We start from the raw sequence: 25,538 nt of genomic DNA on the forward strand, positions 1-25,538 counted from the left end.
TCGTTATGAGCATATGGTGCGAATCGGGCGCGAGTGTGCGTTCGGTTGTCGTCCGGCTTGACGAAAGCCTTACAGGCAGGGCAGCATCAGGATTCAGCGGAGATCCCAGATGCGCTTATTTTTTGCGTTGTTGCCGGATAAAACCGTGCGGGAGTCGCTGGCACGGCGGGCGCTCCAGGCGCAGCGCCGCTGCGGTGGGAGGCGTTTGCCGCCCGAGTCGCTGCACCTGACGCTGCTGTTTCTGGGGCAGGTGCCGTCGGACCGGCTGCCGGTGCTGGCGGCGATGACCACGGCCTACAGTGTGCCGCCTGGCACGTTGTCCTTCGGGCGTTTCGGCGCGTTCGGGCGCCGCCGGATCGTCTGGGCCGGTCTGGGAGACGGTCTCGGGGCTGGCAGCGGTCGCACCGAGGCGGACGTTGCCGCCGCACAGGATGCCAGCGGCGTGACAAACCTGCTGGCCTTGCACCGCGGTCTGAGCGAGCTGATCACCGTAGCCGGTCTCTCGCTCAAGGATGAGCCGTTTCGCCCGCATGTTAGCCTGCTGCGTGACGCCATGCCGTCGGATCTGGGCGGCGTGGTCTCGGCGCTGCCGTTTGCAGCGCTGGAGTGGTCGTATAAGCGCATTGCCCTCATGGCATCCGAACCTGCCGGGGGACGTCACCGCTATGTCGAATTAGCGCGTTCGCCGCTTGCTCCGCTGCCTGACGTGGGCGGCGAGGTGGTGCCGGCCCGATCGGGCTAACAAACAACAGGGCCGCGGTGCCATGTCGGCGGTCGTCGTGTCGTGCGACAATCCCCGGCGCGCATTACCATTGAATGGATTCAGGAGTCAGCATGTTCGGCGATATCGCCCGTTTTCTTATTGACATCGTTTTTACGCTGTTCGGCGCGGCCCTGCTATTGCGGGCGTGGATGCAAGCCGTGCGCATGCCACCGCGCAACCCGGTGTCACAGGGGGTGTTCCAGATCACCGACTGGATCGTGGTGCCGTTACGGCGGGTGCTGCCGGGAACCGGGGGTGTCGATTGGGCGACGCTGCTTGCGGCTTATGTCGTTGCCCTCCTCTATTTGTTGCTGGTTGTCGCCGTCGCTGGCGGTGATCCGGGTGACATGTTTCCGTTGGTCTTCGCGTTTGCGTTGCTGACCACCGTGAAATGGGCTGTCAACCTGTTGATGTGGGCGACCTTGTTGATGGCGCTGATGTCCTGGCTGAATCCGCGCGCGCCGACGATGGCGCTGCTCGACATCCTGACGGCACCGTTCCTGAATCCGCTGCGCCGGGTGTTGCCGTTGATCGGTGGCATGGACCTTTCGCCGCTCGCGCTCTTCGTGATCACGCAGATCCTGCTGATGGTGATCTCGCGCCTCGGGATGTCCCTCGGCTTCTGATTACGCGGCAGCCGGGCGATTTTCCCATTGGCCGCGCGTCACCCCGGCGGGGCAACGTGCGCGTTTGATGGCTTCGTGGGCCAGGACGAACGGCAGCGTGCGCCAATCCGCCTTCGGAAAGACCGCATGGTCCAATGCGCTTTCCAGCGACAGGTTGGTCACGCGTACCCGCCTGGCCCTCAGGATGGGCGCGGCATGCGTGAACGAGGGCAGGATCTCGCCGGCCAGTTGGCGATGGATCATTGTCGGCAGCCGGTCGTCGTCGGTTTCGTAGAAACGCGGTTTCTCCGCCGCGTTGCCGAGGTCGAGTCCATGCAGGTAGAGGTTGTCATAGCCCAGCCAGGTTGCCACCTGAAGTGCCTCGAAAGCGACGGTGCCGCCGGGAAACACGCCTCTCGCGATGTCGTGGCTGAAGCCCAGCGGCATCGGCGTGACGAACTGTGTCATGGTGCCGTCCGATCGCGCCACCACCTCGGCATAGGACTCGTGCGGGCGTAAGGCCTGCATTCCTACGCGCTCTATCAGGAACACGCGGCATTGCAGCGCCGATTGCGGAAATCGCTGCAGAATGGTCCATAAGCAGATGGGCGTGGTGAACAGCACCAGGTCTTGCGCGATGATGTGCGCGACCAGGTCTTCACGGTGCCGGATAAAGCCGTTGTCCGTGATGCAGTAATAATCGAAATGCATGCCGTATTGGCGTGTCAGCGCCACTGCGCCGTTGACGCCCATGCGCTTGTGCGACGGCGCGGCATTGACCAGCACGTCATAATCGATAGCGGCGATCGACGGGCCGCATGCAACAAGATGCAGCGGTGGGCGAGCGTTCAGGGTTACGCCCGTCCTGCCCTGCGCCTCGCACATGGCCGAGGTTCCGCGTTCCCTGTAGGCGCGCTGACGACGCATTGCGTCGTTGGCAAGGGGAAACGAATGACCATACACGGTGAAATCCGTCACGCGTCCTTCCGCATCGCGAAAGACCTTGCCGTGCGGCCAAAGGCGCTCGCTATGTCGATGCTCGGCGGAATGCGTTGCACGAAACAGGGATTTCAACGCCGCCGCATACATTCGGCGCCACGCCCGGTCCAGGCGGCCGCGCCCGGTGGCGCGGCGCGGGGCCACGTCAGCATCGTCGGCGTGCGCGGCGTCTTCGATTGTCTGTCTATCTTCAGCATCCCTATCGGATTGCCGAGCCTTTCCAACATGCGAGACTGTCTCGCCATCGGGGGAACTTGCCGCGGCACCGCCCGTTCCCGTGATCCTGCCATTCGCGATGCTGTCGGCGCTCGTCATTTGACCGTCTCCTGCCGTGCAGCCATCGTGCCTGCGACAGCGTTGGCGCGACCGCCCCGAAGCCGCCATTTGATACGAGACCACAATGACATGCGCCGCGTGCGTCGATTGCCGGTGTAGTTCACCTGGCTGGCCTTGACGATTGCACCGAAGGGCTGCGCATTCCGGTATTGGTCAAGGGTATAGCCCGCGGCAAGCGCATCGGCGTGGTACTGATCGAACAACGCTTGCAAGTCCGCCCGCGGATGCGGAAGCACCTCGCCATCGAACCAATGTTTCGATCTTTCGGCCGCCAGGCGCGGAAACGCATATTTATGCGTGAACTGGGTGCCGATGTCCGAGTAATGCAAAATACGGATATCGCTGAGTGGCCGATTTTCCCCATCGACGTTGTTTTCGTCGGGGTGGAGACGATATGTAAATTCTGGATGGTCGTTGAAAAAATGAATCAGGTTGGCATGCGCTTCGGGTGTTGACCGTAATGCATCCAGTGGCGGCAAATGGTCCTTCGCGGCGGCGCAATCCCATACCATCACGCAGTAGCGCCAACTTTTTTTCTTGCGCTTCGTCGCGGCGAGTATCTGTCCGTACGTAAAAGGGGTACGCCACAAATCGGCAATATCCCGGAGCACGACCATGTCCGCATCCATGTAGATGGCGCGCCCCTGATAGCCGCACAGTGCCGGGATCGCCCAACGGAAGCCGGAAAACGGTGTGACCCAGAGATCGGTACGCCAGCCTCGGTCTTGCTCCGGTTGGGAATACCAAGGGCTTGCGGGATCCCGTGATAACTGCATCCAATGAATTTCGACGGGAATGGACGCATGTCGCCGCAGGCTGTACTCCAGCACCATCATCTGCTCGAGATCGCAGTTGTTGGGGTCGCATCCCACGAATACCCGCGCCACGTCCTCGGAGATAGGGGCACCGAGTGACGGGGAACATGCCGGACGCGCCGTTTCGGTTGCGGTCAAGGCAACAGCCGGGTGCGGATCACGAGATTCGGCAGACATTGTGGGATACTCCAACTTGCAATGCGTAACCAATAAATAACCACGCAACTTTGCAACTTTCGTGCCTGTTCAGGCATCTCCCTATATTTGATCAATCCCGCACGGAATCAGTGTGACGCCGTACCTCGGCCGCCGCGGAGCAAGATCGCGGATTCGGCAAGATCGGTCTCCCGCAGCAGGCGAGTCAACGTTTCATCGTTTATCGCGTTGCTGGCCTGGCGCCGAAAGAATTCGCTGCGCTCGGCACGTAATGCCGCGATATGCATTCGGCGCGCGATTTTTTCCGAGCGGCGCGCGCGGTCGCGCAACGATTCGTCGATATCGCCACCATCGGCCAGCAGATGTAGCGGACGCTTGTACGCGGCCGAGACCTGCGCGGCGATATCGGCAGCCAGCCCGTCTTCCTCATGTCCCCGTTCGGCGCGTAAATCGCGCATCCGCTCGTACTCGACCTCGATCGCCTTCAGCGCGGCGGCGCTGGCGGCGGCCCGTGCTTCGCGCTCCTCGCGTCGCTCGCGTTCTCCGCCAAGGTCCTTGATCCGTCCGAGTGCCAATGGCAGCCCGATGGTGGCCACCACCAGCGAAAAAATAATGACGCCGGCGGCGAGGAATACCGCGAGGTCGCGCCCGGGAAATGGCGTGCCATCGTTCATCGTCAGCGGAATCGACAACACGCCCGCCAGGGTTACCGCGCCGCGTACCCCGGCAAGTGACGTGATGGCCGCTACACGCAATCCGGGAATCGCATTATCAATCCCCATTTTCGCGATATGCCGGCTCGACAGCCAGCGCAGCGCCCAGACCCAGACCATCCGCAGCGTAAGCATGACCATGGAAATCGCGAGCACGTACTCGATCAACGCGGCCAACTCGCCGTTATGGAGGTGATGCGCTTCCAATAGTGCGCTGCCGATGATCGATGGGAACTGCAGTCCAAGCAGGATGAAGACAAAGCCGTTGAAAATCAGTTCGATCATGGCCCAGACACTGGCGCCGCGCATCCGCGTGGCAACGCTTTCGGTGCTCAGGTCCGTCGTGAAATTCATCGCCATGCCGGCGGCCACCGCTGCCAGAATGCCGGACAAGCCCAGGTGTTCGGCCAGAATATAGGACGCGAACGGCAGCAGCAGGATCAGGATGATCTGCACGCCAGGGTCGTCATCATCGGACAATTGGGCAATTTTCTGGCGCAGCCAGTTGAATGGCCAGGTCAGCGCCACGCCCATCGCCAGCCCACCCAATGCAATCACGACAAAGCTGATGGATGCCTGCCATATCGAAAACGTGCCGGTCAGCGCGGCCGCCACCGCGAACTTGAACGCGACAAGTCCCGATGCGTCGTTCAGCAGGGCCTCACCTTCCAGGATGTGCTTCAACTGTAGCGGCAGCCTGCCGCGCGGCACGATGCCGGACAGCGCGACGGCATCGGTTGGCGACAACACGGCAGCCAAGGCGAACGAGACCGGTAGCGGCACTGTCGGCACGAGCCAATGAATGAAATAGCCAAGCCCCCCCACCGTGAAAAACACGAGGCCGAGCGCCAGCATCAGGATGGGCCGCCGGTAATGAAACAGCTCCCGCTTTGGCATCCGCCACCCATCGGCGAACAGCAAGGGAGGAATGAACAACAGCAGGAAGACATCCGGCACGAAAGTCACGTGCAGGCCCAGACGCGGCCATGCCAGCACACTGCCGATCGCGATCTGTATCAACGGCAACGGGATGGGGAAGCGGATCAGCCTGGCAGCCGTACCCGACAGCGCCACGGCAAGCAGCAGGATGAGGACGGTGAAAACGGTTTGCATCAGCGGGGAATCGGGATCTCGAAATAAGCGGGGCGACAGGCTGGGGGCAAACCAGTCCTTAGAGGCAAAGGGCAAAACACGGAGGTAGTGCGGACGGAGGCGAGCAGGTAGCAGCCGGTACCGGCTTAACGGACCCACGGCGCGGCGTACGCGTATCACTCGGTGCAATCTTCGCCTACGCAAAAATACCGTAAACAAGCCTCGGCGTCGCACCGCGCATTGTCACGATGCGGTTAACGTTGCAACACTTTATTGATCAGTTCGCCCGCCGCGCGTCCGTCGCCGGGTCCGTGCCGGGACGGGGTGCAAGCGTTGGACTGGTCGGCGCATATGCATTACCGTGCAACGTGACCGGCATGCCGCAGCGCCGTCGCAGGATATCGAACGCTCTTAATACACGCGCCGAAGATACCAGGTATTTCCAGCACGTCTCTTTCAGGAAGCGTCCCGGCACAACGGGTAGCGGCAGCACCATTTCCGATGGTGCCCAGCCCGGTTGCCAACGCGCGGCAATACGAGGACGCATCGCCAACGCCACAGTCGGAACGCCGAGGCTTGACGCGAGATGGCCTAGTCCCGAGTCGTTGCCGATCACCCAGCCTGCCGTGACGATCCGCTCGGCAATCTGGCTGAGATCAGGCGAGGCATATGCGCGGAGACCGTACGACGGCAGCCATCGCCAGTTCTCCAGTGCCGATTGCGGCAGCACGAATTCCGGGTCGAAACCCCGTGCACGCAATTGCAGCGCCAATGCGACAAACCGTTTGGGCCGCCAGCTTTTCTGCGAATCGCTGGCAACCGGGTGGATCACCACCCGGCGCATGTCGCCGCGCGGTGTCAGCGGCCGCCGCGATCTTTCTGATTCGCCCGGTGCGGTTGCCCGTACGGCCGACGACGGTAGCTGCGCTATCCCATTTTCCCGAACCAGATCCGTCAGTCCGAAATGCACGCGACACACGTCGAGCTGAATGTCGACCATATTCCTGATTTGTCGATAAATGGGCCAATCGTCCATCACGATGACGTTCGCATGCCGGTCACCGGGGGGAAGCACCTTGTCCGCATGGTAAGCGTGCAAGATGACGTCATACGGCGCAAGTGCCGAGGACGCGTCATGCGGCGTTAATCCAGGCGCGATGTCGAAGCCGGGAAACCAATCGCGCAGCGCATGAATCTGGTCACCGAACACCTTGATCCTGTAGCCATGCCGGGCAAGGTTGTGTACCACGATCATCGATAGCAGCGAGTCGCCCAGGCGCGGCGACATCACGAAAGCGTAGGAGTGGTTTACGCTGGCCAACATTTACCGCGCCCCCTCACGATGACGTCGGGGAGCCGCTTTCTTTCTGCGTACGGTCCCGCGCGATGGTCCGCGCCCCGTAAGGGCGGCATGTCGCGCGACAAGGCACCGTAAGACGGAAGGGCTGCATAACGAGATGGCTCGCGACAGATCGTACTCAACGCACTCTCCGATTTGCTTGTGCTGATCAATAGCGCGCGGAAACATGCCATTGCGCAAAGTAGATCAAAGCTTTTTTAAGCAAATGATTTTGCTGTACAAAAACAAAATGAAGTCGGGTTTTAAAGATTCACCCTCGACAGCGACCTTATAATATATCGTCAATCGTGGATGTTTGCCGAAAGGCTCGGTTAATTCGTCATGAATTGTGAGATAAGCATGCGAAAAACCGGGAGCCGAAAAGATCGAAGTTGATGTCGACGAGGGCTAACGTTGCTCGAAATGACTGAAACGGCGGTCGTCCGGGATGCGTTCGCTATCGACGGTTTCAACACGGGCCATCGGCGGCCCCAGTCGCAGCCATTCGAGCATCCGGTCGACCTGATCCACAGACCCTTGTATGACACCTTCGACCGTCCCATCGGCCACGTTGCGTACCCAGCCGCGGACGCCGATCAAATGCGCGCGCCGCACGGCCGCGGCACGATAACCAACGCCTTGAACGCGACCACTGACGCGAATTGCGTAGGTTTCAATATCCATGTCGAAAGAGTGCATCGCCCTTCACCGACGTCGGCGAAGGGGACGTGCTACTTAAATTTAAACAGTCCAATGCGCGCGGGGGTCGAAATGCGTCGCCTGCTCCATGGCCAGATAGGCATTACGCGCGGCACTGGTGCCTGCCGGCGGCAAGGCGATCTGCACGTTCACGTAAAGATCCCCTGGTGTCGAACCGGGAATCCCTTTGCCTTTGAGGCGCAGCTTGCGGCCCGCCGCGGTATTCGGCGGGATGGTCAACTGCACCGTGCCGTCCGGCGTGGGCACGGAAACCGTTGCCCCTAGCGCGGCCTCCCAGGGCGCCAGCGGCAATTCCAGCGACACGTCGCGACCTTCCACCTTGTACAGCTTGTGCGGCGCAAACGTCAGTTCCAGATAGAGATCGCCCGCCTTGCCGCTGCCGGGCGCCGGTGCGCCCTGGCCAGTCAGTCGCAAATGCTGCCCCTCACGTACGCCTTTGGGGATGGTGACATCGAGCGTGCGTTCCTGCGTGGACGCCCGGCCGAGCGCATCCACGGTCGGGATGCGCAGCGTGATCGTGCGCCGTGCGCCCTGGTAGGAATCTTCCAGATCAATGCTGACCTTTGCGTGGTGATCCTGCCCCGCCGCCGTGCTGCCTCGCCGGCGGGATGTTCCCGCACCGGTCGTGCCACCGGTCGAACCCGGACCGCGGCGCGTCGCGCCGCCGAACATCGACTCGAAGAAATCGCTGAAATCGCCAAACTCGCCTTGTTGCGCTCCCCCCGTGCCGCCACGGCGTCCAAAGTCAAAACCCGTGTTCCAGTTCGGTGGTGGCTGAAAGTCCTGGCCGTTGCGCCAGTTGCTGCCCATTTGATCATAGGCCGCCCGCTTTTCCGGATCCTTCAGGACCTGGTAAGCCTCGCCGACTTCCTTGAAGCGTGCCTCGGCGTCGTCCGCCTTGTTCACATCCGGATGATATTGGCGCGCGAGTTTCCGATATGCGGCCTTGATATCGTCCGCCGACGCAGTCCGTTTCAACCCGAGGATGGCATAGTAGTCCTTGTACTTCATCCGCTTACATCGTCCGCTGTCTATATGCCGGGTCTGCTCCCGGCTGTGCCTGTACATACCTGCATCCTGTGCCTATGTGGGGGCAGGATGCAAGATTTCCAGTACCGCCTCAGGCACGCAGGCGGAACGGGGTGAAATTCGTGTCGCGATCATAGTGGTCATGATGCTCGACGCGCTTGAGCCAGCCGACGATCCAGTAGGTAAGCGGCGTGGCAAGCACTTCCCAACTGGTCTTCAGCAGGTACTGCGCCAGCGCGACATGCCAGACCTGGCTGGTAGGCCAGATCCCGTAGAACGCGATCACGTAGAACAGTGACGAATCGAACGCCTCGCCCACCGCCGTCGAGCCGATGGTGCGCAGCCAGAGCATGCGGCCGGATGTCAGGATTTTCATCTTCGCCAGCACAAAGGCGTTGACCAGACTGCCGGTCCAGAACGCGACAATCGAGCCGACGACGATGCGTGGCGTATTGCCGAACACCCCTTCCAGGTGCTGCTGATAGCCGTGCATATAGTCGGAATTCGCCGCAGGCAACGCCAGTACGATGGCCGACATCACGGCCATGAAGATCAGGGCGCCAAATCCGGTCCAGACGGCGCGTCGATCGTATGCGTAACCGTAGACCTCGGTCATGATGTCGCCGAACGCATAGGATATTGGGAAAAACAGCACCCCGGCGCTGTACGAGACCAGCCCGAGGCCTGGCAGGTCGATCACCGCGACCTTGCCCGCGCCGATCAGGTTCGAACAGATCAGCACGACGACAAAGGCGGCGAGAAACAGGTCGTAGTAGCGGAAGCGTGGGCGCAAGGCGGACTCGCCACTGGTGCCGGCGGATTGACCGGGCGGCGGGAGCTCGGATGTCGTAGGTAAGGGCTTGTGCATGGCGGGCCGGAGCAACGATCTGGACGAGTGCGACGATGTAGGGGGCTGAGGCCGGCCGCGGCCGGTCAGGACTCATTGTGCCTGAAGTCGAAAAACGCGTGGCCGTTTCGCCTGGGGCGGCACGGTTGGCCCGATGCGTTTATCCTGCTGAGATTCACCGGCCCGCAGCCGGTCTTCGTATACAACGCCGCTAGGCGGGAGGCCAACCGATGTCTACCCCATCCGAAATGTCCGGGACGTTCAACGCGCTGTACCTGGAGCACGGCGCGAAAGTACGTCTGCAGCGATTGCAGGATGCGCAATTGCCACCAGGCGATGTCACGGTCCGCATCGATCATGCGACATTGAACTACAAGGATGCGCTGGCCATTACCGGCAAGGGTGCCGTGGTCCGTCAATTTCCGATGGTGCCGGGCATCGACCTGGCCGGGGTTATCGAGTCGAGCGCGGATTCTCGATATCGGACAGGCGAGGAAGTGATCGTCAACGGCTGGGGGATCGGCGAGACGCACTGGGGAGGGCTTGCCCAGCGCGCCCGGCTGCGCGCCGATTGGCTGATTCCCCTGCCCCTCGCTTTCGACACCCGCCAGGCCATGTCGATCGGGACCGCCGGTTATACGGCGATGTTGTCGGTGCTGGCGATCGAGGCGCATGGCGTCCGGCCGGCTTCCGGCGAGGTCCTGGTGACGGGCGCCAGCGGCGGCGTCGGAGGTGTCGCCGTGGCCCTGCTGCGCAAGCTCGGCTACACGGTAGTCGCTTCCACCGGGCGCATGGCGGAGCAGGACTATCTCCGGCGATTGGGTGCCAGCGATGTGATTGATCGCGCGACGTTTTCCTTACCCGGCAAGCCCCTTGTGAAGGAGCGATGGGCCGCCGTTGTCGATTGCGTCGGGAGCCATACCTTGGCAAATGCCTGCGCGGCAACGCGGCAAGAGGGGATCGTCACCGCGTGCGGCCTTGCCCAGGGAATGGATTTTCCGTCTACGGTGGCGCCGTTCATCCTGCGTGGCGTCACGTTGAGGGGCATCAACAGCGTCTATCAGACCCGCGAGAAACGGCAGCGCGCCTGGCAACGGCTCGCAGAGGATCTCGATCCCGCCATGTTGGAAACGATGACACACGTGATCGGCCTGGAAGCGGCCATCGGTGCCGCCGACGACCTGCTGGCCGGCAAAGTACGCGGCCGCCTGGTGGTGGATGTCAATCGCTGACCCGTTCGCCGGCGGGCGGGTATTGGCGCGCGGACGGGTCACCTGCACGCCGTGGATTTGCCTGCCGTCGCAGCGCAGCTGCCCAGGCGTGGTGCTGAATGTTACTTATTCGGCTGTGGCGTCACGCGCAGGTACGGGCGCTCAGCCTTGTATCCCTTTGGGAACTTCTGCTTCAGCTCCGCTTCGTCCTTGATCGTCAGCGGAATGATGACGTCGTCGCCGTCGCGCCAGTTGCCCGGCGTGGCCACGCTATAGCCATCGGTCAATTGCAGTGCATCGATGACGCGCAGGATCTCGTCGAAGTTCCGGCCCGTGCTCATCGGGTAGGTCAGTGTCAGTCGAATCTTCTTCTTCGGATCGACGATGAACACGGATCTCACCGTTGCCGTCGCCGACTGGTTCGGATGAATCATGCCGTACAGCGAGGCGACCTTGCGGTCATGATCGGCGACGATCGGGAAACCGACGACGGTTTTCTGCGTCTCCTCGATGTCCTTGATCCAGTCCGTATGTGACTCGGCGCTGTCCACCGACAGGGCCAGCGCCTTTACGTTGCGCTTGTCGAGTTCGGGCTTCAACTTCGCGGTCAAGCCCAGTTCGGTCGTGCAGACCGGTGTGAAATCGGCCGGATGGGAAAACAGGATCACCCAGGAATCGCCAGCCCATTCGTGGAACTTCAGCTTGCCGATGGAGGAATCCTGTTCGAAATCGGGGGCGGTGTCGCCGAGAAAGAGACTCATATCGCACTCCATGTTTGTGACGGATGTTGCAAATCGGGCCGGTGCCACGGCATCACGCTGCTGCCGAGGTCGGCGGAACCAGCAGCCTGCGCAAGCGCACGGCTGATGGCGAATCATGCTATCAGATCGCCGTCGCTCGTTACGCTCAGATTCGGATAAGCATTCGTCCCGGCATGGATTCTTCCCTGGCGTGAGGCCCTTTGTCGCCCGATGGCCGAACCTTGCGGACATTCCGGAAGGGCCAACGCGCACGTCGGCATCCGATAGGCGCATGGGAAAAAACTGAAAGTTTTCCGAAAGCGGCCGTTAACGCGGTATCTGTGCCAGCAAGCTTCCCGGCGTTGCCTTGCCTGCTGCCACACTACCGCCACGAACCATGCCGCGACAGGTTTTGTCCTGCCCGTGTCTTGCCAGGCGACCAGGTCTCAAGCAGGAAGCGATGTCTTTCTTACTGGGGAAGGCCTCCAGGTAAGGGTTCGTAAGGATTGAAGAAATACGCCATATCTTCGCCCGATCGGAATGGTGCACGTGGCGGCATGATGCGACTCTAGCGGGCTGGACAGCTCGGAGAGCGCGGCACGAACCAGGGCGGCAGGAGGCGGCAGCGGCAGGCGAAGGTTTGTGTGATTCGTGGAATCGGACGGTTCGAAGCGGGGCCGTCTAGCGTGCCGGAAGATATTTTCCGGCTTGGTGAACTGTCTTTGGCTCGACTGTGATGAAACTTGTTCCGCGTAGCGTATCGCGCGCTGTACTGTGGGTGTTCGTGGCGGCGGCGCTGTCCCAGCTTGGCGGATGCGGTCTGCTCGCATTCCCATGCCGGGCGGTGGCCGCCACCGTGAAAATCGTGCCGGGTATCGGCCATGCGGTGGCCACGCCGTTCGATGGTTGCGCCGCGGCCATCGATTGATCGTAGCCCGGTAGTACGGCGCTGACGCCTTCGTCGATGTCGACGAAGGTGGTGTATGGCATCGCGGAACAAGGCGCTTGCGCGGACGACGCGCGATTATCGACCGAAGTGCATGATGAAGCCACGTTCCCATGGTTTTACCGCTGTTCCGTCCCGCCGTGCGGCGGGCGTCGTTGCTTGGCCCACGGCAACCGTGATCTTGATGGCGTTATCGGCTTGTGGTGGACAGCAGTCGATCGTCAAGGTGCCCACCTATCCGCCGTTGATGAATCCGCAAACGCAGTTGGCTGAGCAGGGCGGCATCTACCAGCCCGGCACGGCGATGGCGCTTTATGAATCACCGCGCGCGCGTCATGTCGGTGATCTGTTGACGGTGAAACTGGAGGAGAACTTCCAGACATCGAATTCGGCGCAGATGGACTTGAACCGCGACAGTAATGTCACCGCGAAGGTTGCCGACGGCCGGACGACCGGCATCCCCATCACGCTGTCCAAGCTATTCAACATCGGCTCGGCAAATTCGAAGTTCCAGAGCAAGGGGTCGATCACGGGCGGCGGCACGTTGAACGGTACATTGTCGGTATCCGTCATCTCGGTGTTGCCCAGCGGTAACTTGATGGTCGCCGGGGACCGGATGATCGCCACGAACAACGACAACCAGCTTGTCCGTTTTTCCGGCATCGTCAATCCGATCGATATTCAGCCGGGTAACCTCGTGTCGTCGACACGTGTCGCCAATGCCCGGATCGAACAGCAGGGCGATGGTGCGTTGCGCACCACCACGCATAGTGGCTGGCTGCATAACCAGGCAGCGAACTATTAATCGTTTGTAAAAGGCGGGGAGGCTGGTTGCCGGCGTCCCCGTTTTTATCCGCGCGCCGCGTTCCGCCATGGCAACGCGTAACGTGTCGTCCGCGTATGCACGGTGGTAAGCACGACTTAATGCGGTAAGTGTTCCGCCGCGCCCAGCTCGCGGTCCGGCACAAAGATATAGCCCTTGCCCCATACGGTTTGGATATAGCTGGGCTCGGACGGATCGCTTTCGATGACACGGCGCAAGCGCCAGATCGACACATCCAGATTGCGGTCACGCACCCCGTCCGACTGGCCGTGCAGCAACTCGCTCAAGCGAGAGCGCTTCATCACCGTCATGGCGTTGCGCACAAAGACTTGCAGCGTTGCAAATTCACTCTCGCAAAGCGGCAGGCGCTCGCCGTCGCGCCGCAATTCCCGCGCGGCAAAATCGACCTCGAACGGGCCGAAGCGATACGGCGGCCGACTTTCCGGCAATCCGGGCGGCGCCGCGCCACGACGGCGCAGGATCGTCCGGATGCGTGCAACCAATTCCTGTGGATCGAACGGCTTCGGCAGGTAGTCGTCCGCACCCAGTTCCAAGCCGATAATGCGATCGATGGCGTCGGAGCGTGCCGACAGGAACAGGACGGGGATGTCGTCACCCGACGCGCGCAGCTCGCGCAACGCCGTGATGCCGTCCACATCGGGCATCATCACGTCCAGGACGACGATGGTCGGGCGCTCCTGTTCGATGCGCCGGCGCAATCCGGCGCCATGGTGCAGCACGGACACCGCGAACCCGCGCTGTTGCAGGTAATCGCGGATCAGATCTCGCACGACCGGATCGTCGTCGACGATGAGCACATGATTATTCATGTCTTAATTCTAATAGCCGACTGGCGGAAGCGCGACCCCATCGTATCGGTGTGTCTTTCCGAATCTTGCCGCAAACGGGGCGGGTGGGCGGCTTTCAAGTGGCTTGGCGGGGTGGCTGACGGCATGCGCGGGGCCGTCGGGATTTGGCGCCATGAATGGGTAGGCCGATGAAAAAAGATAGCAATAAACGCGCATTTCAGTGGCGTTCGGTCATGTTTTCCATTTCTCTTGGTATAAAAAATGTACCGGAGGCGGGGTAAACCGGGGCGTCGTCTACTGTCAACCCGAGCCAGTACGGGTGCGACATGCGCATCCGCCTCGTAAGCGGGGGTAATATTGAGATGTCCGGTGCGTCCTTGCCTCGGGCGGCGGTCCCGTTAGAATCGCACCATGGATACCTCCGTATTGATTGTTGACGACGACCCGGCCGTACGCGATTTGCTGAGCCGGTATCTCGAACCGCGTGGTTATGCGGTCTCCACCCTGGCGGATGGCGACGGCTTGCGTGCGCGCCTGGCGGAAGGGCGCCCGTCGCTCATCGTGCTCGATGTGATGATGCCGGGCGCCGATGGCATGCAAACGCTTGCCGCGCTCCGCGATAGCGGGGACGATATTCCCGTCATCATGGTGACGGCGCGTGACAGCGTCGGGGACCGGGTGGCAGGCCTCGAACTGGGTGCCGACGACTACATTGTCAAACCGTTCGAGCCGCGCGAGTTGATGGCGCGGATCGATTCGGTGTTACGCCGCGAGGTAGCGAACCCGGTTTCGCATTCCGCGGGTCGCACGGAATCCGCCGAAGTCTTTGCCTTCGGACGCTTTCGTTTCGACAGCCAGTCCCGACGACTGTTCGCCGACAGCAAGCCGTTGCCATTACGGGACAGCGAACTGGCGCTATTGAACGTCTTTGTTCGTCATCCGTACAAGGTGCTCGGGCGCGAGTATCTACACCACCTATTGCGTGGCGAAGCGCTCAGCTTCCGCGATCGGGGCTTCGACGTACCCGTATGGCGGCTACGCCGGCTGATCGAGGAAGATCCGTCAAATCCGCGACATCTCCAGACGGTGCGCGGCAAGGGCTACGTCTTCGTGCCCAATGTCGAGGCAACCTGATATGCGTTTTCGGGCCGGCCGCGCCGATACCGGCGTCGAGGCCGGCAGTGACGGGTCAGACAATACGGACAGCCATCGTCCATCACAGCCATTCGATACTGTGTTCGGGCGAATGGCGGTGTTTGCCATTCTGGTCCTGTTCGCGGTACAAGCCGCCTGGTTTGCTGTATTGGCGATACAGGGGCCGCGCAACCAGGCGAACGGCTATGCGCGTGGCCTGTTGATGCTGCTGCAGGCGGAGCACAATGACGCGACGGGCGATCCGGGGCTATCGCCGGTAAATGGCGTGATGCTGCTGCCGGAGTCGGCACGGCCGCGCGATGGCAACTGGCATAGTCAGATCGATGGTCCGATGGGGCATTTACTCGATGCCATGCGCAAGAATCTCCCGGCCGGGACGCTGGTCGGCATCGAAACCGGATCACCGCGAGATCGCCTCTGGGTTCGCTATCCAGCGCCTGCCGCAACGGCTGCGGCATCGAACACCGCCAGCCCGGCCGATTCGCGCGAACCGAATTGGATTGTCATTTCGCTGGACCCGCCGCCGCCGCCGCCGGTCTTGCTGGAGTCCGCCGCCATGTTGATCGCGGCGGTCCTGTTGTCGATTGGCGCCGCTTGGCAGATGCAAAGGCCGATGGCGCGCGTCGCGCAGGCGGCGCGCCGCTTCGGCAAGGGCGAGCGGCCGCCGCTGGTGGCCGAGAAGGGACCGCGAGAAGTGCGCGAGCTGATTCACGCGGTCAATCAGATGATGCGGCAGCTCAGCCAGAGCGAGGATGAAAAGATCCTCATGCTGGCGGGCATTGCACATGACCTGAAAGCGCCGTTGACGCGAATGAAGTTGCGCGCCAGCGTATTAGTCGACGACGAAGCGCGCTTGCAGTTCACGCGTGACGTCGATTCGCTGACGCATATCGTCCAGCAGTTCCTGGAATTTGCCGGATCGGAGCCGGCGGATGGCCCGGAAATCAGCGTCGATGCGTTTATCCGGGCGCAGTTTTCGATGCCCGAAACGGGTGAGGAAACGCTGTTTGTGCAGCATCTGCGTGCGGGCCCTGCTTTCACTTTGCCCCGTACCCTGATCGATCGTCTGGCCAGCAACCTGGTCGACAACGCGCTTGAGCACGGCAGTGCGCCGGTGGAGTTGCGCACGCGGCGTGATGGGGACCATTGGGTGTTCGAGGTGCGAGACCATGGCCCCGGCATCCCGGAAGATCTGATCGAGGAGGCCGGTAAGCCGTTCGCGCGCCTGGACCCGGCGCGAAGCGGCGATGGTCATTGCGGGCTGGGGCTGGCGATCGTGGCGCGCCTCGCGCGCAAGCGCCGTGGCCGCTACCAGATAGAGAATGCGCCCGATGGCGGGTTGGTCGTCAGCGTCCTGCTGCCTGTCGACCCATCGATCGACCGCCCCGTGGCGGCCTTGCATTAGGCCGGCCTGGCCCACGGCTTACCGGATGACCCCGCCTGCGCGCGTCAGGGAGAGGTGCTGGTGATGCCCTTCGGCTTCCAGGCATTGGACGATGTGGTGCCATAGGGGTTTCCCTGCGTGGCCGGTGCCGGCATCGGGGCATCGCCGGCATATGGTGCCTGGGCCGGTTGCGTCCCCGCAAAGGCTGGCGGGTTTGTTGCCGGTGCGGCCCGCGTGCCGGTGTACGGCGAAACATAGCCGGCCGGCGGTGTGGCGGCGGGTGCCGACATGGCAACATCGGCGGTACCGTACGGGTTCGCCTGCGTCGTGGGCGCCGCGTTCGGTAGCGCGTTCATGCCAGGCTGTTCCAGCGGTACGGCCATGACTTCCGCTGCGCTATAGCTGGTCTGGCCATTCGTCGAGATCGTATAGCCGCTGCTGCGTGATATCGGTACGGCGGCCAATTGCGTATTCTGTACGGGCACGACCATCTGGCGCACCAGACCGCGCATCTTTGTCGAGACACTGGCAAAGCGGTCGACGTTCAGGCCCTCGGTCTGGTAATGCGCGACCACGACCTCGGTGCCATGTACCAGACGCAGATCGATGGTCGAGAGATAGCGGGTATAGCCGTCGATGAATTGACGTTGGCCGTAATCCATCGACGCGGTGTAGGTGAGCCGCGATTCGCAGTCCGGCGGCGCCGTGCCTGCGTTATAGACCATCGAGGTCACCCCGCGCTGAGCCAGCGCGACGCGCAGGGCCGGGACGAGGTCTGACAGGTTGACCTGGTTGTTGATCTCGATGCACACGTGTTTCACTGGCAATGCCTTGCCGGTGACATACGTCGGCGATGACACCTGGGACGCCACCGCGAAGCCGGCCTGGGTCACCGATCCCACTGCGTCGGCCGCGGCCACCAAGGTGTAGGCGCAGCCTGACGTCAGCGACATGATGGCTGTCGCCACGGCGATGGTCGTCCACGCTCCCAGCCTGCCTTCGCTACGCCTTCCTGCCGTTGCGCCGTGCCGCGCGTGCGTGCGCCGACCATCCGCGCCTGCGAGCGGGGTCGTCGAGGTTGCCGCCGTGTCGCGCGCTTGCGCGGCCGTGGGCTGCCGATACGCCTTTGCATTCATTGCCGTGTGCCGTCCGCCCAAATAAGGGGTCGTGGTCAGTGTTGCGATGATCGCGTATCTTGCGTCGGGCAAAATACCGAGCAGGGACCGCGGAACGTCAAGTCCTTACGAATTCTTACATGATCAAGAAATATGACCGATTGGATCGATGACGCAGCCGTGCCCGCATGGTTTGCCGCACTGCGCGGGCGCTGGCGCTTACGGCGGGTTGTGCTGGCCTGGCGCGCGCCAGATAGCGGTCCGCGCGAGAGGCCCATTTCGGCAAGCGGTCCCGATGCGGTGGTGCCTGGGGTTCTGTCTTCTCCTTCTATAGAGGCAAGATTGACCGGCGAAGTGACATTGTCCACGGCGCAATCCGACCTGGCGTTGCACTATGTGGAGTCCGGGGTATTGCGTCTGCGGCATGGCCATCCGTTGCAATCGACACGACGCTACCTCTACCGATGCGAGACCGGCGGCGATGGGCACACGCTCGCGATCGATTTCGCCGATGGACCTTCGTCAGGACAGCCGTTCGTCCGTTTGCCCTGGCCCGCCTTGCAAGAACGCGATGCCGCCGATGGCGAAGACCTGCACGTGTGCGGGGCGGATCGCTATCACGTCCGCTATCGTTTTGAAAAGAAGCGGCGTGACACGACAAGCGATGAAAGCGGCGGCATGTCGATGTCGCGTCCGGATGGCGTCGCCATTGCGTGGTCGCGTCTGAAAATGCGCAAAGAGGATACCGAGATATCCGAGAGCGACGAGGTATTACCACTCTGGAATCGTATCGTGCAGCGAACCCGTGTACGCGGGCCGAAAAAAGATTACGCGATCGTTTCGATATTGGATCGAATCGATACGTCAGGATGATTTTTGTGAGGGTGAAACAGGGTGGATCGTTCCGTCGCGAATGATCACGATGGCGTCAGGGGCATCAAGCGCCCGATGTAAGGCGCCGAGAACCGCCGAGCAATGGCATGGAACCATTGTTGGTATGAACGCCAACGCGGGCGCCCATACCGAACGACGCGCCAGGGAGGCGCTTCGTGAAACGCCGCGGCATAGGTGATGCTTATGCCGTCGTTTCTGCTGCCGGTGCTGCAACCGGTGCCGTGGCAGCGGTCTTGCGCGGTGCGCGGGTCTTCTTTGCGGCAACCGGAGCCTTCGCCACGCGTGCCTTCTTCGCGGCGGCTTTCTTTGCAACCGGCTTCACGGCGACTTGCTTCGTTGCCGCTTTCTTTGCAACGGCCTTTTTCGCAACGGCTTTCTTTGCCACAGCCTTCTTCGCGGCAGTCTTCGTTGCCGCTTTCTTTGCAACAACCTTCTTGCTCGCCGGGCCAGCCTTGATGATTGCTTGGGCTTCCTTCAATGCCGCCTTCACTGCCTTTTCGTACAGTGCAACCTTTTCAGCTGCATCCTTGCGTGCTTCGGCGGTCTTCGCCAAGGCCTTCTTTGCCGCTTCACCCAACTTCGCGGCGCTAGCTTCCAATTTAGCCAGCGGCGTGGCCTTGATTCCCTTCGGCATCTTCTTCTCCTCGTTGATAAACCCGCGCAGTGTTGCCTTGTTTCCCAGTGCTGTCAATCACTTGTCTTCAAACAAAGTGTGACTGTCAACCGAAATTTTCGTTTTTAAAACGCACTGTGTGAATTTGACACTGGAAATAAAGAGGTCCTTTGTATATCGAGGGCTAAGCGAAAGTTGCGATGAAAAAACGGGTAATGAAGCACGCACGCAACGTCTGCGCTGTTAAGCAACAGAAACGGCGAAAAGAAAAGGACGCGACGAAAGGGGGCGATCGCCCAAAAAAAATCGTTCGAAACACTCTTGAAAAGTGTTGAGCAAGGCGCATATCGGTATCAGGCGGGTGCTCATTGGGAGGCCCGTCCAACTTTATCGCTTGTTACTTTGAGGATATGACCATGCGTACCTATGACTTTGCTCCGTTGTTTCGTTCGGTGATCGGTTTTGATGAATTTGCCCGTGTGCTCGATGATGCATCGCGCGGTGAGGGGGCGCCGAGTTACCCGCCTTACAACATTGAACTGGTGGAAGAAAACGCATACCGCATTACGATGGCGGTTGCCGGTTTCGATCGCAGTGATCTGGATATCGAAACGGAACGCAACACCTTGAAGATCACGGGCCGTCGCCGCGCTGAAAACACGCAGCGTACCTTTTTGCACCGCGGCATTGCGGAACGTGACTTCGAACACCGTTTCAAGTTGTCGGATCATGTAAAGGTAACTGGCGCGCGTCTGGATAACGGCCTGTTGTGTGTGGAACTGGTCCGGGAAATTCCAGAGGCATTGAAGCCGCGTCGTATCGAAATTGGCGCGGGTTCTCGGCTGATCGATGCCGCCGAATCACATGCCGCGCCGTCGGAAAAGGCGGCTTCCGCACCGACGGAAACTGTCGTCGCGTGATGAAGACGGCTGGCGGATTCTTCCGAATTTGCCGGCACGCATAACGCCGGTGACGTTGTCTACGCCCCCGCTTGCTTTATGGCAAGCGGGGGCGTATTGCATCGTAGCGTGAAAATAGGGTGTGCTGCACGATGCGGTTCAACGCGGTGTTTTTCCTGACGCTTTCTTCGCAAGACGCGATATCGCTTCGGTAGCGGCTTATTGCTGTCACATCCGACATGCAATTTGATGGACCGCAGAGGTAAAGGAAAGGCTGCCATGATGAACACGCCGGCCACCGACGGCATAGCCTGGCCGTCCGGGGATTCCCGCGACGAGAGACTACAAACGGACAATGGCCGTGACGATGCGGCCCCGAGCGGCCCGCAGACCCAGATGTCGGCGCGCATCGCGACGCATGGTGGCGTGCAATTCGCGCCATCGCATCCACCTGCTCACACATCGCCGGCGTCGCCTCCCTTGCTGCGTCCGCGGACGGAGACAACGCTCGGCCGATTATCGTCGGCGATGTCGCGCGCAAAACGAAAGATGACCGCCTCGCGCGCGTCGACGTTTCTTTCTCGCTCGATCGAGATCAACACGGCGCTATTCCACTCCGCAAGGCACGGATACCCGCGCGATCCGGCGGATTTCAAGCAAGGCAGCGTGACTGACGGTGACCTGCGCCAGGGGACCGACGACACGGCGGCACACGTCATTACGCGGCAACGCCTGCAAGCGCAAGTGCATGCGCAGGCAATCCTGAATGTGTCTCCGCTCGATGCGTCGCCACCGACCGCCGCAACGGCACATGCATCAGCGGCATCATTTCCCGCGACAGACATTACGACCACGCACCGTCCTTCCCCTGACCGGAAAATGGATAGGCTGGCGAAGAACGCGCACGCGCATGCCATCCAGAGCGAATGGGTTGATGGTGTCTCGGAAAAACAGAAAACGCGTCGGGCGAAGTCGTTTGCGCTGACGTTGCATCCCACGCGGCTGGTCTCCGCGTTGCAGCATGCAATCCATCCGATGCGAACTGAAGCACGTGAGAGCAACGTAGGTAACGTGGGGTCCGATAATGGCGTAATCGGGCTGTACCCGGTTGGCCCGTTACCGGATCGCACCCCTGCGTCTGCGATCGGCGCGCTACGCGATGCTGCCGCGTGGAGGCGTTGGATCGAAAACGCGTTGCCGGCGCAAGCACGCGCGCAAACGCACAATGTGCCGCCAGGGCATGCTGGCGCGGCGGCGGTGCAACTTCCAAGTCTCGATCAACTGCGTGCTGATCGCGCGGCGACCGAGCATGTGCATCGCGCGCTGCGTGGTTTGGGACCGGCGGTGTCGCCCGCCGCGCGGGAGAGCGGTGTCTTGGTCGTACAGTCACTGCATCGCTTAGGGGTGATGCACGCGGAACAGGCGGTGCCGATTCTCGACGCGGTATGCCAACTCGATTTCACGCAGCCCGACCGCATGCATGCCGATACGCCGGAGGCAGTGCACGCATGGCGGCTTGCGCGGAACATGGCACGGACGGCACCGGGTTTCGATGCGTTAATGCGGTTAAGGGGGGAGAGACGACCACGAAATGCATTGGGCGATCTGGTCGATGTGCCGCCTGAGCACACTCATCGGCGTGAAGCGCAACGGATGATGTTGCAGGTCGCGGCGGCATTGGAGCCGGACGATGCGTCACCGATGCGTGCGTACGAAAGCGAGAGCCGTGTGACAGCGGATGGTGCGCGCGCGGCCTATCCCGGTAGCGTGACAGGCCGCATTGCGCTGGAATCGCGACTGGATCCGTCGCCTGCCGCGGTGATCGCGCGGCATCGTGCCCCCGCTATCGGTGATCCGGCGCGACCGAATGTGCGGCAATGGCGATCCGCGCCGTTGGCATGGCGTAGTGGCGCGGCGGCATTGGAGATGCTGCGCGCGCAGGGGGACGCGAGTCGCCTTCATGCGGACGCCATAGGTGATTTTTTCGCCTGGCAGCAAGGTTTTCGGAAGGATGGTCCAGGTAGCGACTATGCGTTCATGCGCGCCCGTCTGCACAAGTTTACGGCGAAAACGATTCCGCGCGTTGCACAATCACAAACACGGAATTATCTGCCGCGCTTGTTCGGCAAGCGGCGCTCACCGTTGTCGGCGCTTGTCCGTTTCGGTACGCAAGGCGTGCCTCGGAAAACGTTTAAAGCCGAACACCAGGCAATGCGGGATGGTATCGACGCGGCCGTTGCCGCGCTTCCGCCCTCGGTGCGAACCGAAGCCGCTGACGTATTGCCGACGATGACGCCCGACGATGCGCTTGCCGCGCTGACCGATTGGTTGCACCGCGCGGGTCCCCATGCCAGCCCGGCATTTCAAGCGGCGCTGACGCACGCGCAAAAACTGGCGCATCCAGGCGAAGTCGACGCGCCGCCGGTGCCGATAGGCCGCGCGCACCGCACCGCTCATTCGGGCGTCGCGAATGGTGATGCTCGCGTCACGGTCAACGATGTCCAGATGCTGACTGGCGACGATCCGGTGAGCTTGGCCCGCAGAACCTTGCAGGCCGTGGCGCGTGCGTTGCCGTCGAGTTCGCGATTGCGCCTGGGCGATGGCAATCGCATTGGCGTCAGCACGCGCGGCCTGTCCGCGAACGTGTCGACAGCGCTCGGGCTCGCGGGCATTCCCATTGCGCCGCGCCTGGATCTGCGCGCAAGCCGACAACGGGAAGCGGTTGTCGAAATCGCCCGCAATACGCAAGGAGTGGATGTTTTCGTTGGCACCGCGGATACCCTCTCGGCGCATTCCGGGGCGGGTGTGCTACTCGGGTATGACATTGACGTGGGCCTGGCGCGGTTTCGTGCGGGACTGACGTTGCAAGGCGTGCCGTACTCCGATGCACGGCAACGGCCGCGTGGCGTGATGCTGCGGGTCGCACGCCGAGTTGCCGGGAATGGTGGATCCTACAGCGACGCACGGATGCTGGAGAAAGCCGAGCAGATCGTTTCACACCTGTTTGACGAATCGTTACGCTTGAATGGTCAGTTGCCGCTTGCCACTGTCACCAGCAGAGAGGATCGCACGGCCACGCCAGCACCCGTTGCAGGAACGGCCCATGTCATCTTTCCGAACGGTAGCACACGTACCGTGCTACGCCGACATCGTGATGCACAGGCAGAGCGCGATCTGGCGGAGGGCAAGGATGCCCGCGGTTCATGGAATCGGCTCGCGCGGTGCTTTATCGACGACCCCGACATCTCCATTGGTTGGATGGACGGCCGCAATGGGCAGCAGAAGCATGGTGTGTCCGCCGACGCGGGTCCGTCGTTCCGCCTGTTCGGCCCCGCGTCCTGGATGCGGCTTGGGGTCAACGCCGGCCTTGCCTACGAATACACGTCACGCCGCTGGCTGGATGGCGACGAGCACAGTGGTCGGATGCAGGTGACCCAGCATCGCGTGGGAAGGGGGCATCGTCTGATCGGGCGTCTGGGCGGTACGATCGGCGGGACCTCGGAGACGGGGGGCGGTAGCGGGGCGGTGAGCGTGGGGGTGGTTTCCCTGGATGCGCCCTCGATCAACGTTGCGTTCAAGGACCGCTCACGGCAGGCGAAAGTGCAACGCGTACGCGAGAACGGTCGGCTTGTCAGTCGCGCCTGTCTGGTCGATCTCGAGTATACCGACGCCCATGCATACTGCCGTGCCATGCAGGCCCAGCGCCCGCGCTGGATCGCGTTTTACGCCAATCAGGCGCCCCTGGGAACATCAGCCGCGTCCGCGCACGAGCAGGCGACCCGGCGCTTCGTGCAACATCTTGCCGACGCGATGGCGAATCGCATGCCGAATCAGACCTATTTTCATCGATGGCGACTGCGACGTGACAAAGCCGAGGAGATCGATGGTCTGTCGGCGTTGGCGACAAACGCATTGGTTGAAGCTACGATCATCGAGAAGGCGACGCGCCGCGCGCCGAACGGGCGGTTGCAACGGCCCGGGCCACCCGATCCCCGGCTGCTTGCCGCGCGCGCCGCCCATGACGCCTTTCAAGCCGAAATCGACAAGATTGCCGATGATCCCGAGTCGTGGATACCGGTGGAAGAGAAAGGCAAGGAGCGTTCACGTCAGGCGCGTTCGCCGGGCGTCAATTTCGCCGTGCAATGGAATACGACGACCAGTGCCGTCGGCGAACGGGAAATATTCTCGGAAGCGTTGTCCTTTGCAACGATGGAGCGGCTCGATCGCACTGCTCGACGCGGCAGGCAGGCCCGCACGCACGGGGGGTGATTTTTTTTGGAAGGTTGTATGATCCATAATTTCGAACGCCGCGCGTCATGTCCGGGCGCGCGCCCGACCGGAGGTTTGTCCTCTCGTGGCAATGTCCAAACTTTCACGCCCCAGGCTGATGCTGCCGGTGTCCCTCTTTCGCCAAGGCGCTTCATTCCGTGTCAAGGTCAGCGCGCTCTATGCGGTGCTACTTGCCGGCAATATCGCCGCATGGGCTTGGGCCATTGCGACTTTCCACCATTACCCGCTATTGATTGGGACATGTGGCCTTGCCTATGCTTTTGGCCTCAGGCACGCTGTCGACGCTGATCACATCGCCGCTATCGACAATGTGACGCGCAAACTGATGCAAGATGGTCAGCGGCCGACAACCGTCGGGTTGATGTTTTCCCTCGGCCATTCAACCATCGTTGTGCTGGCCTCGGCGCTGATCGCCGTGACGATCCATGCCATGCGTGGCGCGTTCTTCGACGATGCGCGCGTGTCGTACTGGCGCGAGATTGGCGGTGCATTTGGCACCGGCGTATCGGCGTTTTTCCTGATCGTGATCGCGATGATGAATCTGGTCATCCTGCGTTCCGTCTGGGCGTCATTCAAACGCGTACGTCACGGGCTACCCTATCGGGAGGCCGGTATCGATACATTGCTGGCGGGCGGTGGCTTTTTCGCACGTTTGTTGCGTCCGGCGTTCAAGCTCGTCTCGCGCAGTTGGCATATGTATCCGCTCGGTTTTTTATTCGGGCTCGGTTTTGATACCGCAACAGAAGTCGGCTTGCTCGGGATGTCGGCGAACGGCGCGAGTCAAGGCATGACGACGGGGGCGATCATGATTTTCCCGGCCCTGTTCCTTGCCGCAATGACTTTGGTCGATACGACCGATGGTCTGCTGATGGTGCGGGCCTATGGATGGGCCTTTGTACGGCCCATCCGCAAACTCTATTACAACTTGACGGTAACAGCCTTATCTGTGGTTGTTGCATTCTGCATTGGTGGCATAGAGGCACTGGCGCTTATTGCCGACAAGCTAAGCCTGAAAGGACCTTTTTGGGATAGCGTCGGCGTGCTCGGCGATCATATGGGCTGGCTCGGTTACGGCACCGTGGCGTTGTTTCTGGCCGGCTGGTTCGTATCGGTCTTGGTTTATAGGTGGCGTGGTTATGCGGAGTTGGACTGTGTGCGCACGGGATGCGCGGAATCCGACTGAAGACGAACGGATTGTCACGTTTTCCTGTTCGGGTAATAACAGTCTGCAGTCAAACACTTGTT

General features: G+C 61.6%; 22 protein-coding genes. 11 read left to right on the top strand and 11 right to left on the bottom strand.

Annotation, left to right across the window (positions count from 1 at the left end):
• The first annotated feature begins 109 nt into the window (after positions 1-109).
• Both SJQ66_RS15310 and SJQ66_RS15315 read left to right on the top strand, forming a co-directional pair.
• A complete protein-coding gene (locus SJQ66_RS15310; RefSeq protein WP_024903537.1) occupies positions 110-742 on the top strand; it encodes a 2'-5' RNA ligase family protein in 633 nt (210 codons plus the stop codon).
• Positions 743-834: 92 nt separating this feature from the next.
• Positions 835-1,389, top strand: coding sequence for a YggT family protein (locus SJQ66_RS15315; RefSeq protein ID WP_036009847.1), 555 nt, complete (start codon positions 835-837; stop codon positions 1,387-1,389).
• Here SJQ66_RS15315 and SJQ66_RS15320 read toward each other — a convergent pair whose 3' ends face one another.
• From SJQ66_RS15320 to SJQ66_RS15350, 7 genes are all read right to left on the bottom strand, one after another.
• A complete protein-coding gene (locus tag SJQ66_RS15320) occupies positions 1,390-2,682 on the bottom strand; it encodes a WaaZ-like lipopolysaccharide core biosynthesis protein (protein ID WP_320534976.1) in 1,293 nt (430 codons plus the stop codon).
• Positions 2,679-3,695: a glycosyltransferase gene (locus SJQ66_RS15325; RefSeq protein ID WP_320534977.1), complete on the bottom strand. Its 1,017-nt coding sequence runs from the start codon at positions 3,693-3,695 to the stop codon at positions 2,679-2,681. Before SJQ66_RS15325 ends, SJQ66_RS15320 begins: the two co-directional genes overlap by 4 nt.
• A 107-nt stretch (positions 3,696-3,802) precedes the next feature.
• Positions 3,803-5,500, bottom strand: a complete 1,698-nt coding sequence (locus SJQ66_RS15330) for a Na+/H+ antiporter (protein ID WP_320534978.1) — start codon at positions 5,498-5,500, stop codon at positions 3,803-3,805.
• Positions 5,501-5,756: 256 nt separating this feature from the next.
• Positions 5,757-6,803, bottom strand: coding sequence for a glycosyltransferase family 9 protein (locus SJQ66_RS15335; protein WP_082102427.1), 1,047 nt, complete (start codon positions 6,801-6,803; stop codon positions 5,757-5,759).
• A gap of 423 nt (positions 6,804-7,226) precedes the next feature.
• Positions 7,227-7,517: an acylphosphatase gene (locus SJQ66_RS15340; RefSeq protein WP_046152263.1), complete on the bottom strand. Its 291-nt coding sequence runs from the start codon at positions 7,515-7,517 to the stop codon at positions 7,227-7,229.
• Positions 7,518-7,559: 42 nt separating this feature from the next.
• Complete coding sequence (locus SJQ66_RS15345; RefSeq protein ID WP_046152262.1) at positions 7,560-8,549, bottom strand: DnaJ C-terminal domain-containing protein; 990 nt, start codon at positions 8,547-8,549, stop codon at positions 7,560-7,562.
• 109 nt (positions 8,550-8,658) lie between these two features.
• Entirely contained in the window at positions 8,659-9,435 is a 777-nt protein-coding gene (locus SJQ66_RS15350) for a queuosine precursor transporter (RefSeq protein ID WP_024903530.1), read from the bottom strand.
• Between the two features lie 209 nt (positions 9,436-9,644).
• On the opposite strand from SJQ66_RS15350, the gene acuI reads away from it, so the two are divergent.
• Complete coding sequence (acuI, locus tag SJQ66_RS15355; protein ID WP_390174008.1) at positions 9,645-10,646, top strand: acrylyl-CoA reductase (NADPH); 1,002 nt, start codon at positions 9,645-9,647, stop codon at positions 10,644-10,646.
• 101 nt (positions 10,647-10,747) lie between these two features.
• On the opposite strand, the gene SJQ66_RS15360 is transcribed toward acuI, so the two are convergent.
• The gene (locus SJQ66_RS15360; RefSeq protein ID WP_024903528.1) at positions 10,748-11,386 is read right to left on the bottom strand and encodes a peroxiredoxin; all 639 of its coding nucleotides are present in this window, start codon (positions 11,384-11,386) and stop codon (positions 10,748-10,750) included.
• A gap of 715 nt (positions 11,387-12,101) precedes the next feature.
• On the opposite strand from SJQ66_RS15360, the gene SJQ66_RS15365 reads away from it, so the two are divergent.
• On the top strand, positions 12,102-12,293 hold the full coding sequence (locus tag SJQ66_RS15365) for a DUF6726 family protein (RefSeq protein WP_081764925.1): 192 nt from the start codon (positions 12,102-12,104) through the stop codon (positions 12,291-12,293).
• A gap of 55 nt (positions 12,294-12,348) precedes the next feature.
• Positions 12,349-13,116, top strand: a complete 768-nt coding sequence (locus SJQ66_RS15370) for a flagellar basal body L-ring protein FlgH (protein WP_024903526.1) — start codon at positions 12,349-12,351, stop codon at positions 13,114-13,116.
• Positions 13,117-13,232: 116 nt separating this feature from the next.
• Here SJQ66_RS15370 and SJQ66_RS15375 read toward each other — a convergent pair whose 3' ends face one another.
• On the bottom strand, positions 13,233-13,964 hold the full coding sequence (locus SJQ66_RS15375; RefSeq protein WP_024903525.1) for a response regulator: 732 nt from the start codon (positions 13,962-13,964) through the stop codon (positions 13,233-13,235).
• Positions 13,965-14,354: 390 nt separating this feature from the next.
• Here SJQ66_RS15375 and SJQ66_RS15380 point away from each other — a divergent pair, with 390 nt between their 5' ends.
• Both SJQ66_RS15380 and SJQ66_RS15385 read left to right on the top strand, forming a co-directional pair.
• The gene (locus tag SJQ66_RS15380) at positions 14,355-15,077 is read left to right on the top strand and encodes a response regulator (RefSeq protein WP_036009843.1); all 723 of its coding nucleotides are present in this window, start codon (positions 14,355-14,357) and stop codon (positions 15,075-15,077) included.
• Between the two features lies 1 nt (position 15,078).
• The gene (locus tag SJQ66_RS15385) at positions 15,079-16,503 is read left to right on the top strand and encodes an ATP-binding protein (protein WP_320534979.1); all 1,425 of its coding nucleotides are present in this window, start codon (positions 15,079-15,081) and stop codon (positions 16,501-16,503) included.
• A 44-nt stretch (positions 16,504-16,547) separates the two neighbouring features.
• Here the strand turns inward: SJQ66_RS15385 and SJQ66_RS15390 are convergent, their stop codons facing one another.
• Positions 16,548-17,618, bottom strand: a complete 1,071-nt coding sequence (locus SJQ66_RS15390) for a hypothetical protein (protein WP_024903523.1) — start codon at positions 17,616-17,618, stop codon at positions 16,548-16,550.
• 132 nt (positions 17,619-17,750) lie between these two features.
• Between SJQ66_RS15390 and SJQ66_RS15395 the strand changes: the two genes are divergently transcribed.
• Entirely contained in the window at positions 17,751-18,470 is a 720-nt protein-coding gene (locus tag SJQ66_RS15395) for a DUF6314 family protein (RefSeq protein WP_253463614.1), read from the top strand.
• Positions 18,471-18,672: 202 nt separating this feature from the next.
• Here SJQ66_RS15395 and SJQ66_RS15400 read toward each other — a convergent pair whose 3' ends face one another.
• Complete coding sequence (locus tag SJQ66_RS15400) at positions 18,673-19,125, bottom strand: hypothetical protein (RefSeq protein ID WP_024903521.1); 453 nt, start codon at positions 19,123-19,125, stop codon at positions 18,673-18,675.
• Between the two features lie 395 nt (positions 19,126-19,520).
• Between SJQ66_RS15400 and SJQ66_RS15405 the strand changes: the two genes are divergently transcribed.
• The 3 genes from SJQ66_RS15405 to SJQ66_RS15415 all read left to right on the top strand — a co-directional run bounded on the left by SJQ66_RS15405 (position 19,521) and on the right by SJQ66_RS15415 (position 25,476).
• The gene (locus SJQ66_RS15405; RefSeq protein WP_024903520.1) at positions 19,521-20,024 is read left to right on the top strand and encodes an Hsp20 family protein; all 504 of its coding nucleotides are present in this window, start codon (positions 19,521-19,523) and stop codon (positions 20,022-20,024) included.
• Between the two features lie 258 nt (positions 20,025-20,282).
• Positions 20,283-24,272 (top strand): hypothetical protein, encoded by a 3,990-nt coding sequence (locus SJQ66_RS15410; protein ID WP_320534980.1) that lies wholly within the window; start codon positions 20,283-20,285, stop codon positions 24,270-24,272.
• 91 nt (positions 24,273-24,363) lie between these two features.
• Positions 24,364-25,476: a HoxN/HupN/NixA family nickel/cobalt transporter gene (locus SJQ66_RS15415; protein WP_390174009.1), complete on the top strand. Its 1,113-nt coding sequence runs from the start codon at positions 24,364-24,366 to the stop codon at positions 25,474-25,476.
• Positions 25,477-25,538 lie beyond the last annotated feature (62 nt).

Source organism: Robbsia andropogonis, from assembly GCF_034047095.1.
Taxonomy (GTDB): Bacteria; Pseudomonadota; Gammaproteobacteria; order Burkholderiales; family Burkholderiaceae; genus Robbsia; species Robbsia andropogonis.